This window comes from Streptomyces sp. NPDC085524, from assembly GCF_044541755.1.
Lineage (GTDB): Bacteria > Actinomycetota > Actinomycetes > Streptomycetales > Streptomycetaceae > Streptomyces.
Genome location: NZ_JBITTH010000009.1, coordinates 31,885 through 44,266, shown reverse-complemented (window position 1 = coordinate 44,266; position 12,382 = coordinate 31,885). Strand labels below are relative to the sequence as shown.

Annotated in this window: 13 protein-coding genes; 7 read left to right on the top strand and 6 right to left on the bottom strand. The window is 73.7% G+C overall.

Annotated elements, in window-relative coordinates:
- Positions 1–275: 275 nt before the first annotated feature.
- From ACIGFK_RS15630 to ACIGFK_RS15610, 5 genes are all read left to right on the top strand, one after another.
- Entirely contained in the window at positions 276–1,085 is an 810-nt protein-coding gene (locus ACIGFK_RS15630) for a serine/threonine protein kinase (RefSeq protein WP_376654934.1), read from the top strand.
- Complete coding sequence (locus ACIGFK_RS15625; protein ID WP_400052139.1) at positions 1,082–2,521, top strand: serine/threonine-protein kinase; 1,440 nt, start codon at positions 1,082–1,084, stop codon at positions 2,519–2,521. The genes ACIGFK_RS15630 and ACIGFK_RS15625 overlap by 4 nt, the downstream gene beginning before the upstream one ends.
- Before the next feature lie 449 nt (positions 2,522–2,970).
- Positions 2,971–3,099, top strand: a complete 129-nt coding sequence (locus ACIGFK_RS15620; RefSeq protein ID WP_376654936.1) for a hypothetical protein — start codon at positions 2,971–2,973, stop codon at positions 3,097–3,099.
- Positions 3,096–4,067 carry a pyridoxamine 5'-phosphate oxidase family protein gene (locus ACIGFK_RS15615; protein ID WP_376654937.1) on the top strand — a complete coding sequence of 324 codons (972 nt, stop codon included), beginning with the start codon at positions 3,096–3,098 and terminating at the stop codon, positions 4,065–4,067. The genes ACIGFK_RS15620 and ACIGFK_RS15615 overlap by 4 nt, the downstream gene beginning before the upstream one ends.
- A 102-nt stretch (positions 4,068–4,169) precedes the next feature.
- Positions 4,170–7,568 (top strand): BTAD domain-containing putative transcriptional regulator, encoded by a 3,399-nt coding sequence (locus tag ACIGFK_RS15610; RefSeq protein WP_376654938.1) that lies wholly within the window; start codon positions 4,170–4,172, stop codon positions 7,566–7,568.
- A gap of 45 nt (positions 7,569–7,613) precedes the next feature.
- Here ACIGFK_RS15610 and ACIGFK_RS15605 read toward each other — a convergent pair whose 3' ends face one another.
- The 5 genes from ACIGFK_RS15605 to ACIGFK_RS15585 form a co-directional block, all read right to left on the bottom strand.
- Positions 7,614–8,561, bottom strand: a complete 948-nt coding sequence (locus ACIGFK_RS15605) for a TIGR03619 family F420-dependent LLM class oxidoreductase (RefSeq protein WP_376654939.1) — start codon at positions 8,559–8,561, stop codon at positions 7,614–7,616.
- 108 nt (positions 8,562–8,669) lie between these two features.
- Entirely contained in the window at positions 8,670–9,353 is a 684-nt protein-coding gene (locus ACIGFK_RS15600) for a hemerythrin domain-containing protein (RefSeq protein WP_376654940.1), read from the bottom strand.
- Positions 9,350–10,585 (bottom strand): CobW family GTP-binding protein, encoded by a 1,236-nt coding sequence (locus ACIGFK_RS15595; RefSeq protein ID WP_400052136.1) that lies wholly within the window; start codon positions 10,583–10,585, stop codon positions 9,350–9,352. Before ACIGFK_RS15595 ends, ACIGFK_RS15600 begins: the two co-directional genes overlap by 4 nt.
- Entirely contained in the window at positions 10,585–10,830 is a 246-nt protein-coding gene (locus ACIGFK_RS15590) for a type B 50S ribosomal protein L31 (protein ID WP_400052134.1), read from the bottom strand. The genes ACIGFK_RS15595 and ACIGFK_RS15590 overlap by 1 nt, the downstream gene beginning before the upstream one ends.
- The gene (locus ACIGFK_RS15585) at positions 10,827–10,946 is read right to left on the bottom strand and encodes a 50S ribosomal protein L33 (RefSeq protein ID WP_400052132.1); all 120 of its coding nucleotides are present in this window, start codon (positions 10,944–10,946) and stop codon (positions 10,827–10,829) included. The genes ACIGFK_RS15590 and ACIGFK_RS15585 overlap by 4 nt, the downstream gene beginning before the upstream one ends.
- Before the next feature lie 55 nt (positions 10,947–11,001).
- Here ACIGFK_RS15585 and rpmB point away from each other — a divergent pair, with 55 nt between their 5' ends.
- Positions 11,002–11,238 (top strand): 50S ribosomal protein L28, encoded by a 237-nt coding sequence (gene rpmB, locus ACIGFK_RS15580; RefSeq protein ID WP_376654944.1) that lies wholly within the window; start codon positions 11,002–11,004, stop codon positions 11,236–11,238.
- Positions 11,238–11,543 (top strand): 30S ribosomal protein S14, encoded by a 306-nt coding sequence (gene rpsN, locus ACIGFK_RS15575; protein WP_376654945.1) that lies wholly within the window; start codon positions 11,238–11,240, stop codon positions 11,541–11,543. Before rpmB ends, rpsN begins: the two co-directional genes overlap by 1 nt.
- Positions 11,544–11,561: 18 nt before the next feature.
- Here the strand turns inward: rpsN and ACIGFK_RS15570 are convergent, their stop codons facing one another.
- Positions 11,562–12,365: a TSUP family transporter gene (locus ACIGFK_RS15570; protein WP_400052130.1), complete on the bottom strand. Its 804-nt coding sequence runs from the start codon at positions 12,363–12,365 to the stop codon at positions 11,562–11,564.
- Between the last annotated feature and the right edge of the window lie 17 nt (positions 12,366–12,382).

Sequence of the window (12,382 nt, the reverse complement as noted above, 5' to 3'; positions counted from 1 at the left end):
CGGCAGAGAATCGCAAACGACCCCAAACCGCCACCGCCGACACGGGGTCGGGGTGACCCGGGACACAGCGGCGCCGACCGCACGGAGGGGGCCGGGGAACCTCCCGGACCGGGCCCTCGGGAGCCGCCCGGGACAGCCTGTGAGGGCGGTGAGCCCGGGCAGTCGGACCCGGCGGACCGTCCCGGCCGAAGTGGCTGAAGTGCGCCGCTGAACTCCCCTTGAAGATGAGTATTGTTCCCCTCACGTCAGGCACGACGCGTGGAACGGGGTGTGCGGTGAGCGGTGTGGTCGTCCATCTGCCGCAGGGGTGCAGCGGCGCCGACGGCGGCGAACCGAACGGTGACGCGGTGACGTTACGCCTCGGACCGGGCGAAGTCGCCCGCTTCGGACGCGGCTCCGCGACGATCCCCGTAGAGCTCCGCCTCGCCGACGCGGCGATCTCCCGGCTCGCCGGAGAGATCCGGGTGACCGACGACCACTGGCAGTTGACGAACCACAGCACCACCCACAGCTACCTCGTGGAGAACCCGGAGGGAGCCGGCGAGTACTTGAGGGTTCCGCCCCGCCGCGTAGGGGCACCCGTCCCGTTCGAGTTCTCACGCGTCGTGCTGCCCACCCGCAGCGATGTCCCCGTCTCCTTCCAGGTGTTCGCACCCGACCACGTCTACCTGGATCCGGAAGCCATGGGCGCCCTCGTGGGCCGCCTCACGGTCACCGCGTACTCCCTGGACGAGACGGCCACGTACTTCCTCGTCCTCGTCGCCCTCTGCGAGCCGCGCCTGCGCGACCAGTCCCGCGTCGCAGTCCCCACGACCCCCCAGATCGTCGAACGGCTCAAGGGCCACACCGCCTGCGCCACCCTCACCGCGCGCGCGGTCAGTTCGCACATCGACTACCTCGCCGAGGAGAAGCTGCGCATCGGCGCCGCGGACCCTCGCGAACCCGGGAAGGGCGACCGCCGCAACGGCAAGCGCGAGGAGATCGTCGGGCTCGCCCTGCGCTTCGGGCTCGTGCACGAAGAGCACCTGGCGCTCCTGCCACCGCTGACCGGGGCCGGCGGACGGGAGCGGCAGACCGCGCGATGACGACGCCCCCTTCCCTGCACGACCTCACGGAAAGCGACGGCAACGACCTGCTTCCACCCGGCCACCGGGTGCGGGGCTGGACGATCACCCACCTGATCGGGGCCGGAGGCTGGTCCACGGTCTACGCCGCACGGCCCGCGGACGGCCACCCGGACCGGACGGGCCGCGCCCCCGCGCCCCCGTCCGCGGCACGGGCCGACATCGCGCTCAAGATCATGCCGACCGCCGGGTACGCTCCGCGCCAGACGCGCAGGATCGTGGAATCCGCCCGCCGCGAGGTCGAACTGGGACGCCGGGCCGGGCACGCACGGCTGATCCGCCTCCTGGACTCCTTCGTCCTCGAGGCACCGGACCGCCCCGCCCTGGACGGCGCGATCGTGCTGGTCATGGAGCGGGCCGTGGGCAGCCTGCGGGAACTCCTCGACGCGGGGGTGGCCGAGGCCGACCGCGCCCGGCTGATCGCGGGGATCTGCGAGGGACTCGCCCACCTCCACCGGTCGGGTTGGGTCCACGCCGACCTCAAGCCGGAGAACGTCCTGCTGGACGGCAGCCGTTCCGTGAAGCTCTCGGACTTCGGGCTCGCCACCCAGATGACGGGTACGTTCGGGTACGCGCCCCCCATGGGCACCTTGGACTACCTGCCGCCCGAACGATGGCGCGCACCCCTCGGAGAGCTGGGCGTGAAGGTCCGGCCGAGTGCCGACATCTGGGCCCTGGGCATCATCATCCACGAGGTGTTCGGCTCCGGCGCCTCCCCGTTCTCCGGCGCCACACCCATGGCACGGGGTGCTGCCGTCCAGGAGTACGGAGAAGGGCGCGCGCCGTTGCGCATGGACCAGGCCGTGCCGCCGTTCTGGCGCGCGCTGGCCGCCGACTGCCTCGCCCCGACCCACGCGGCACGTGCCCAGCACACCGCGGAGAGCCTCCTCGCCCGCATCACCGCCGAACAGGAGGCGGGCGGGAGGGGCGCGGGACGGCTGTGGGGCCGGGCCCGCGCCGCGATCCTCACCACCGCGCTCTGCGGGATCGCCGGTACGACCCTGTGGTCGGACGCGGCACGGGCGAGCTCCTCCGCACTGGACGGCCGGGAGGGCGTGGCGGCCGGCACGATCCGGGTGTTCAATGCGGAGAAGGGCTGCCAGGACCGGGCCGACCGGGACCCGCAGTGCAGTCTGGGCCTGGCGATCGACCCGATGCGCCAGTACGCCGCGGACAACGTCGTACCGTCCCGGGTGTGGCACGACGACGTCCTCGCCGTCGACTGCCAGCTGCCCGACGGCCGGGCCGTCATCGACGAGGCGGACCTGCAGTCCACGCGCTGGTTCCACGTCCGCCTCCCGCCCGGCTCCACTCCCGCCACCGCGTGGCTCCCCGCCGTCCGCACGAAGGACCGCCCGGCGCTGAAGGGATGCCCGCACCCCGCGACCGGGCGGTGACTCCCCCGGCCGGTGTGCCTTCACGGCCCCTGCCTCCCCTGCCTCCCTTCGACAAGGGCGGCCCGTTCTTCGACCGGGCCCGGGAGATCGTGGGGGACGGGCCGGCGTCCTGTCCCCACGACCGGCACCGCAGGCAACGCCGGCTCTGCCGGCCCGCGTTCCGCCCGGCGCGTCCTGCGCCGCCGCGGCCCCGCCTACGACCACCGCACGTACCGCTTGTTCGAGTACTGGTACACCGCGGTCCTCGCCACCGCGGTCCTCACCCTCTGACGGTGACGGTGACGGTCTCGGGTCGCCGGGCGGGTGCACCGGACGACGGGACGGTTTCGGGACGGTGGGGCAGGTGACGGCCACGGAGTGCCGGGGCAAGTCGATGCCAAGTCGGCGCCAAGGGGTTGCGGGCACCGTTCTGTATCCGTTGCCGACGAGCGATCCAGGAGTACCCGAGCATGTCCCCCAGCAGTGCCTCCGAACGCCTCCACACCCATGGGACGGATGCGGCCCGGCGCGCCCTCCGCAAGGTCCGTACCGATGCCCGCATCATGCCCGCCCCGCTCGACGCCGGAGCGGCCCGATGACGGTCATCGACTCCGCTCCGCACGAGGTCCTGGACGCCTACCGGACCTGCGAGTTCGTCACCTTGGCGAAGGACGGGACCCCGCTGGCCTGGCCGACGGCCGTCGCCCGCCGCGACGACGGGACCCTCCTGCTGACCACCTCACTCGCGTTCGCGCAGAAGGCGTTGAACATCCGTCGTGACGGACGGGTCGGGCTGCTCTTCTCGGACCCGACCGGAAGCGGTCTCGACCACGCCCCGCAGATCTTCGTCGGCGGCCGCGCCCAGTGCCCCGACAAGGTCATGGCCGGTCCGCGGGGGGCCGAGGAGTACTGGCGCAGGCTCTTCGAGCGGCAGCCGCACAGCCGCGCGTACCTGCTGCGTCCCATGAGGCCGGTGATGTCCTGGTACTACCTGCGCCTGCTCATCACCGTCGAGCCCGAACTGGTGCTGGTCCGGCCGCCCCTCGCGGAACTGCCGCCCCACGGAGTGCCGGCACCCGCGACCGGAACCGTGGCCCTGCCCGGAGCAGCGCAGCTGGCGAGCCTGCCCACTGCCGTGCTGGCGGCGCGCGACGCCTCGGGCGCACCGGTACTCGCCCGCACCCGGCCGCGGCCGACACCGGCGGGCTACCTGGTCGAGGTGCCGGTGGACTGCCCCGTCGAGCGGGGCCCGGCCGGCCTCCTGGTGCACCGGCACGACGAACGGCTCGACCGCATGTACAACGCGCTCGTACGAGGGGACCTGCGCCGCACGGACGCCGGCTGGCTGATGGTGCCGTCCACCGTGATCGAACCCATGGGCTCCGGCCGGGCCGCCGACGCCCTGCGCGTCCTGCGCCGGACGAAGCGGTCCACCGACCGGTACCTCGAACGGCGCGGTCTGCGCCGCCCGAAGGTGCAGTGGGACCAGTTCCGCGCCCTGGCGGACCCGGCGCCGGGGGCGGGGCCCGGGTGGCATCCGACGGTGCCGGGGTCTCCGCACCACTGAGCGCCGAGGAGCCGGTCCGGGCCGGACGGAGGCGGCGGTGTCCGTCCGTCCGTCCGTCCGGCGTCGGTGGGACCACCGCGTGCCGATTACGATGTTCTTGTCATGATCACATTGAAGGTGCTCGGCCCGTTCCGGGCCGAGGTCGACGGCCGTCCGGCCGAAGCGCGTGGCCGGCTCGCACGGATGGTCCTGGTCCAACTGCTGCTCGCCCGCGGAGCCGTCGTACCCACGGAACGGATCATCGAGAGGCTCTGGCCGACGAGCGTCCCTCCGAGCGCCCAGGCCTCGCTCCACGCCTACGTCGCGCGCCTGCGGCGCTCCCTCGAACCGGAACGGGCACCGCGGACCCCCGCGCGGATCCTGGTCAGCGCCCCCTACGGCTACGCCCTGGCCCTGGACCCGGCAGCGGTGGACGCGTGGGTGTTCGAGGACCGGGTGGCAGCCTGCTCGGCGGCGGGGACACCGCCGCACCTCGCCGAAGAGCAGCTGACGCGGGCCCTCGCCCTGTGGGGCGGACAGCCGTACGCGGAGTTCGCGGACGAGCCGTGGACCGCGAGCGAACGCACGCGCTTGGAGGAGCTGCACCGCAGCGCCCGCGAACGGCTGGCCGCCGCGCGGCTCGCCTGCGGAAAGGCCGCGCAAGCGGTCGCCGACGCGGGTGCCCTGACGACGGAGCAGCCGCTGCACGAGGAGGGCTGGCGGCTGCTGGCCCTGGCGCTGTGGGCCCGTGACCGCCAGGGGGACGCCCTGGCCGCGCTGCGGCAGGCCCGGCACGTCCTCGGCGAAGAACTCGGTGTCGAGCCCGGGCCCGCCCTGCTGGAACTCGAACAGGCGCTCCTGCACCAGCGTCTCGACCTGCTCCACCGCTCGACCACGGCACCTGTACGCACGGGCACGGACCCCGCCGTGGTGCCGGTGGAGCCCCCCGTCCCGGCCGTCGGGCCCCCGGCGCCGGCGGCGCCCACGGTTCTGGCGGCCGACCGGCTCCTGGGCCGCGACGGAGAACTGGCCCTGCTCGCCGCCGCGGCGGACCGGGCGCACACCGGCCGGGCCCAGGTGGTCCTGGTCTCCGGTGAGGCCGGAATCGGCAAGTCCAGCCTCCTGGACGCCGCCCTGCGCCAACTGCCCGGACAGGGCTGGCTGGTCGGCTCCGGACAGTGCCCGGAGACCGAGGGCGCCCCGCCCGGCCGGGCCTGGTTCGACATGCTGCCGGATCTCGCACGCACCGCCCCACCGGGAACGTACGCCGACGAGCTCGCCCCGCTCCTGGCCCCCGGCACGACGTCCGCCCCGGGGCGGACGGACGGCAGCCCGGCACAGCGCTTCCGCCTGCACAGGGCCCTGCTCGGATGGCTCCGGGACACCGCCCTGCGGCAGCCGCTGGCGATCGTCCTGGACGACCTGCACCGGGGCGACCGGGAGAGCATCGAGCTGTTCCTGCTCTGCGCCGAACAGCTGCGCGACGTACCGCTGCTGCTGGTCGGCTCGTACCGCACAGGCGAGGGAGACCTGACCGAGGCGCTGGCGCGCCTGGCCGCCTGCTCTCCGGTACGACTGGCCCTCGGCGGCCTCTCGGACGCCCAGGCGAAGGCACTGCTGCGCCGTGTCGCGGCCGGCATGACCGACCGGGCGGCGACGGCTCTGGCCGAACGGGCCGGGGGCAACCCCTTCTACCTGCGGGAGAGTTCCCTGCTCCTGGCCGGCGAGGGCGAACAGCAGGCGCTGGCCCGCATCCCGCAGGGGGTCCAGGACGTCCTGCGGCGACGGCTGGCCCTGCTCGCGCCGACCGTGACGGCCGGATTGCGCCTGGCCGCCGTGGCGGGCCGGGAGGCACCGGTCGCGCTGCTGGTCCATGCCGCCGACAGCGATGCCGATCAGCTCCTCGACGCCCTGGAGGCCGGTGTCACCGCCGGTCTGCTCACCGAGCCGCGTCCCGGCACGGTCCGGTTCAGCCACGCCCTCGTACGGGACGCCCTGGAAGCCGACCTCACCCGGCTGCGGCTGGCCCGGATGCATTCCCGGCTCGGCAGGAGCCTGATCGCGCTCGGCACCGACGACGTCGCCGCCACCGCCCACCACCTGCTGCGGGCGGCCACGGTCGTGACCGCCGACGCGGCGCCCGCCGTCCACCACGCCCGGCTCGCGTGCGAACAGGCCGTACGCCGCTACGCGCCGCAGAACGCCGAGCACCTCCTGAACGCGGCCCTCGGACTCCTCGCCGACCATCCGGCGGCCTTCGCGGACCAGGACGCCGCTCTGCTGCGCGTGACGCTGCTGGGCCAGCTGGTGGACTGCCGGATCCGGATGGGCGCCGTGGTACCCGCCCGCGAGGCACAGGAGCAGGCCGTGGCAGTGGCCCGCGAGGAGGGCCGGGCCGACCTGCTGACCGCCGCCTACACGACCTGGACCGAGCCGACGCCCTGGCGCGTGCGCCCCTACGCGGCGTCCGACCCGGAGGCCGTCGCCGAACTCGAGGTCCTGCTGGAGGACCCGGGACTGACCGACCGGCAGCGGTGCCTGCTCCTCGACCAGCTGGCCGACGCGCTCGACGACACCGATCCGCGTGCCGTGGCCGAGGCGCGCCGGGCCGTGGAGCTCGCCCGGGCCGTCGGCGAGCCCCGGCTGCGCGGACTGACCCTCACCTCCCTGCTGCGCAAGGTCGACGGCGAACTCGAACCGGCCGCCTACGGGGAGCTCCACCGCGAGCTCACCGAGGTGGCCGAGGCCCAGGACGGCCCCGAGTACGCGTGGATGAGCGCCTACGTCGCCGCCCGGATCGCCGCCGCCCGCAACGACCCTGCGGAGATGGAGCGGTGTCTCGCGCGATCGGACGAGATCGCCCGCACGTACGGGCTCCAGGGCGCGTTCGCCGTGGCCCGGCTGCGCCGTCCCATGCTCGCCATGGCCCAGGGCCGTTTCGAGGAGGCGGAGCACGCCATGGGGACGGCGGTCGCGGAGCTGCGGGCCCGCGGAGCGGTGGACCTCAGCGGGCTCGCCGCCCTGGGTATCGGATGCATGCGGGTGCAGCAGGGCCGGCTCGCCGAGATGCTGCCCGTGCTCCTCGCGGTGTGGGAGCAGTACAAGCCCCACAACGAAGCCCTGGCCGCACTCGCACTGCAGGCCGCGGGGCGCCCCGAGGAGGCCCGGGAGGTCTTCGGCCTGCGCGTGCCGCTCCGGCGCGACTTCGCCTACTCCATCCTGGCCGGGCTGCGCGGCGCCGCCGCCATCGCCTTCGGTGACCGGACGACGGCCGACGAGGTCTACCGGGACCTGCTGCCGCTGCACGCACTGGCGGGCGGCGCGAGCAGCCTCAGCCTCGTCTTCCGCCCCGTCGCGCAGACCCTGGGAGACCTCGCCCGGTTCCTCGGGCGCCCCGAAGACGCCCGGCGCCACTACCTCGAAGCCGCGGAGGTGGCCGCCGCCTGGGAGTCCCCCCTCTGGGCGGAGGCCGCCCGCAGCGCCCTCGAAGGGCTGGGGCCCGTCGTCGGACTCCCGTCGTAGCCCGGAGGGCGGCCCCGCGGGGCGGAGGGAGTCCGACGACAGGTCTCAGGGCCGGGGCGGGCCGGAAGGCCGTGACGCAGCGGGCCCGCCCAGCTCGGCGAGGAACTGCGCGGCCAGGTCGAGGAAGTGCTCGGGCGAATCGGTCGTCAGCTGGAGGTCCACGAGCACCTCGTCGGTCTCCGCCCCGCACATCACTCTGAGGTGGTCGCAGATCTGGCGCACCGTCCCGCGCTGATGGGTCTCCCCGGGCGCGGCCTCCGTCGCGGTGACCTCGGGGTTCACGCGGAACACCCGGCGCAGTGCCGCCGGGTCGCGTCCCGCCCGCCCGGCTGCCTCGACGGCCACCGCCCACAGACCGTGGAAGAAGGGCAGCGGCATGGACGCCCCGAGCCATCCGTCCGCACGCCGGCCGACCCGCTCCAGAGCGGCCGCGGTGAAGCCGCCCAGCAGGATGGGCGGCCTCGGCGTCTGACACGGTTTGGGCAGCACGGTCGATTCGGCGATCCTCCACAGGGCGCCGGTGTGCACCACCGTCCCGGGCCTCCACACGGCCTCCAGGACGTCCAGGGTCTCCTCCAGCCGGGCGCCGCGCCCCCGCCACGGCACTCCGGCGGCCTCGTACTCCTCGTGCATCCAGCCCAGGCCGAGGCCCACGTCCAGACGTCCGCGGCTGATCAGATCGAGGGTCGTCAGGGCCCGGGCGAGCACGAGGGGCGGCTGCCACAGGGCGTTGAGCGTGCTGCTGCCCAGGCGTACCCGCTCGGTCGCCGAAGCCGCCGCGGCCAGCGCGAGCAGCGGGTCGAGATGGGTGCCGTACCGCACGGGCATCGGCTTCCCGCCCGCGTACCCCTCGGGCGGGACGGCCGGGGCCAGGAGCCGGTCGGCCACCCAGAGGCTGTCGCAGCCGAGCGCTTCCATGGCCGTACACATCCCGGCCGAGCGATGGGGGTCTGCGAACGGGCCGAACTGAGGGACGGAGAATCCGATGCGCATCGGTGAGGACTCCTCGGTCGGTACGGGAGGGACGAGGCGGACGGCCCGCCCGGGCGGACGGGGCGCCCGGGGCGCCCGGGGCGCCCGCCCGGGCGGACGGGCCGCACCTCATGCGCCGGCGCGCCGGCCACGGATCCGCCGGGTCTCACGTCGGTACTGGCGCTGCCCGAGCAGCTTCCACAGCACCCGCGCCGGTACCGGCAGCCGGGTGAGGAACTCCCGGCGCTCCTCGGGCGAACTGTCCTCCAGGATGGCGCCCAGGGCGATCATCAGGCGGTCACGGGGCGTCTCGGCGAGCCCCCGCTCCCCGACTGCGCGCCACTGCTCCTCGGTCACGTGGAGCGAGACCAGCGGCATGACCTCCCGCTCCTCCTCGTCGAGATGGGCGCACAGCTGCCGGTGGTGCCTGCGCAAGGCCTCGGCCAGCTCGTCCCGGTCCTCGGCCAGAGCCCGTGCCTGCCACCGGTCCATCAGCATCCGGACCTCACCGATCCCTTCGGTGAGCTCGCGATGCTGCGCCTCCATCGCCAGCACGTACTCGGCATCGAGATCCAGGTGGGGCAGGACCGCGGGCCAGAGCATCTCGTCCTCACCGGTGTGGTGCGCGTGCAGCCCGATGGTGTAGAGCCGCCAGTGCTCGGCGAGGATCCGGGCGCGTGCCGTGTCGGCGGGCCGCACCTCCTGGACGAGTTCGGCCAGCAGCCGCGACTCGCGGCGGAACACCTGGTGGATCATCGCCATCTCGCGGGTGTAAGCGTGGGCAGGGGAGTCTGAAACATCGTTCGTGGTCATGTGGCCCAGTCTTCGGAGGCCGATTGCAGGGCACTTGCACCTGACTTGCCGCCATGAGCCTGAAAGACCCGCCGGATCCGCAATGTCATCTCGACCGGCCGCCGTGACGGCATGCAGAGGTCGTACCAGGATTCACGCCCCGACGCGTACTCCGCATCCGTCAGCAGGCACGAGTCGAGGAGGCGTTCAAGCCCCTCCCGGTCGAGGCCCGGCGACGTGAAGACCAGGTGCTGGCAGCAGTCGCCGTGGTCGGGGTGCCAGTCGAGCGCGGCCGCCGCCCGGCGCACGGGTGGGACCATCTCCCAGGCCGCGTCCGGCAGCGACGCCAGCCAGGGGCCGGCGCTCTCCACGCACAGGGCTCCGCCTGCCGCATCCCATGCGAGAAGGGTGTCGGGGCGGTCGGCGAGCCAGAAGCGTCCGCGGCTTCGGGCAGCGGCGCAGCAGAGCTCCTCAAGTGCCTGACAGAGGCGTTCGGGATGGAAGGGCCGGTTGCCGTGCCAGACCAGCGTGGCCACGCCCGCCTCGTCGGCGTCTTGGGGGAGCAGCGCGCACGCGGGGTGCTGTGCGGCAGCGGCGGCCTCGACATCGAAGCCGGCGAAGGCCGCCTGCACGAGCTCGCCCGAACCGGCCGGCACGCGCCGGGCCGTGGGGTGCAGCTGGGCGAGGAGTGCGCGGTCCTCGTCGTCGGCGTCGTCACCGTCGACGACGGCGAGGACGGGGGCGTACTCCAGCTGGCGGGCCCAGGTGCCGCCGACGGTCCGCCGGTCGGTGGGGGCTGCGGCGAGGCCTGCCTCGGCGAGGTCGTCGCCGTTGGCGAGGTACGGCAGGACGAGGGCGGGGTCCACGGCCGTGATCACGTTCGTCAGGACCATCCGGTCGCCGGCGTGCGCGGCGACCACTTCGGCCATGGCCTTCGGCTCGACCGAGTCCCACAGCTCGACCACCGCGAGCGTGGTCAGCCCGCTGCCCGCCAGCCGTTCCAACTCCGGGACCAGGTCTTCGCGCAGCGCACAGCACGCACAGTCGTTGACCAGCGGCGTCTCGTCCTGGGAGATGTCGCCGGAAACGTCGCGGACGATCCTGCGGACGGCCCCGTCGGCCGCGTCGGCGAGGTCGTGGTGCAGGGCCACGCTGCCCGGTACGGACCGCAGGAGGTGGTCGACCACCTCACTGCGGGCGTCCGCGTGGATCCCGGCGACGATCACGACGGGGAGCGTGCGTCCCTCCTCCATCACCGTGCTCCGTAGCGGCGCCGGAACTTCTCGACGCGTCCGGCGGTGTCGAGGACGCGGGCGGTGCCCGTGTAGAAGGGGTGGCTCGCGGAGGAGATCTCCACGTCGACCACCGGGTAGGCGTTGCCGTCCTCCCAGTCGACGGTCTTGTCGCTGGTCATCGTGGAACGGGTGAGGAAAGCGGTGCCCGAGGCGGTGTCGCGGAAGACGACCGGCCCGTAGGCGGGATGGATGCCGGGCTTCACGGCAGGAACCTTTCGACGGTGGGACGGATGGTGGGCGGGTCAGCGCTCTTCGCGGAAGTCCACGTGCCGGCCGTGGAACGGAGCTTGATGACCGGGCGAATCTCGTTGCGTGCCATGCCGCTAATATATGACACTGATTTTCATTCCCAACAAGAGAGGCGACACGACCCCATGTCAGCGCATTGCCAACTGACCGGCGCGAAGCCGGGATTCGGCAACAACATCTCCCACTCGCACCGGCGCACCCCCCGCCGCTTCGACCCGAACATCCAGCACAAGCGCTACTGGCTGCCCAGCGAGGGGCGCCACGTCCGCCTGACGCTGACCGCCAAGGCCGTCAACACGGTGGACGCGATCGGCATCGAGGCCGCAGTGGCGCGGATCCGCGCACGGGGAGGGAAGGTCTGATGGCGAAGAAGAGCAAGATCGCGCAGAACGAGAAGCGCAAGGAGACCGTCGAGCGGTACGCCGCCGGGCGGGCGGAGCTCAAGCAGATCATCCGGAACCCGTCCTCCAGCGCGGCGGAACGCGACGCCGCCCACGCGGAGCTGCGCCGGCAGCCGCGGAACGCGAGCGCCACTCGGGTACGCAACCGCGACAGCGTGGACGGCCGCCCCCGCGGCTACCTGCGCACGTTCGGACTCTCTCGCGTACGGACACGACAGCAGGCGCACGCCGGGTTCCTGCCGGGAGTGACCAAGTCGTCCTGGTAAAGCGCCGCTCCCCCGCCCTCACGCCGCCCGGGCCACCATGGCGGTCAGCACCAGGCACAGCAGGGCGACGTACCCCCAGGCGTGGAGACGGTCCGCGATGCGCGGGGGCCTTCGGCGTAGGAGGGCGACGACCGGGAGGACGCCGAGGAGGAGCAGGGCGGCGGCACCGAGGTCGACGGAGCCGACGACCGGCACGCCCGCCTCGCCGTCCGCCCCGTGGCTGCTGAGGAAGACCACGCACGCGGGGACGCTGATGCAGGCGGTGAGGGGGTTGGCCAGCGCCACCGCGGTGCCCATCGGGAGCCCCGAACGCCGAAGCAGCGGTACGGTCATGACGCTCCCGCCGACACCGAGGAACGAGGCGATCGCGCCGATGGGCATCCCGAGCGCGGCGGGTATCGCGAACGTGCGGTGCCGGGCGGCGGCACCAGCGTCGGAGTTCGGGCGCAGGAACCCCGGGCGGGCGAGCACGTCGACGACGGTGACCGCCAGGTAGACCACGAATCCCCAGTGGATCAGCCCGGCCGGCGCGAAGCTCGCGGCGAACGCCCCGGCGAGCCCCCCGATGCCGAGCATGGCCGGCAGCGGGCCGGCTCCCCGCAGGCGGCGCAGGACCGGTCGGGGCGTGGCCGCGGTGGCCGCCACCGCGCCGGCGACCATGACCAGCGAGGAGGTCGCGACCGCGACGGTCGCTGCGGCCGGGCCCGCGGCGACGTCCACCCAGACGATGACGGGGACGGTGACGAAGCCCCCTCCGAAACCGAACAGCACGGTGGTCAACCCGGTCAGGACCCCGACCACTACAAGAACGGCAGCACTCATGCGTCCAGTTCAGCCGA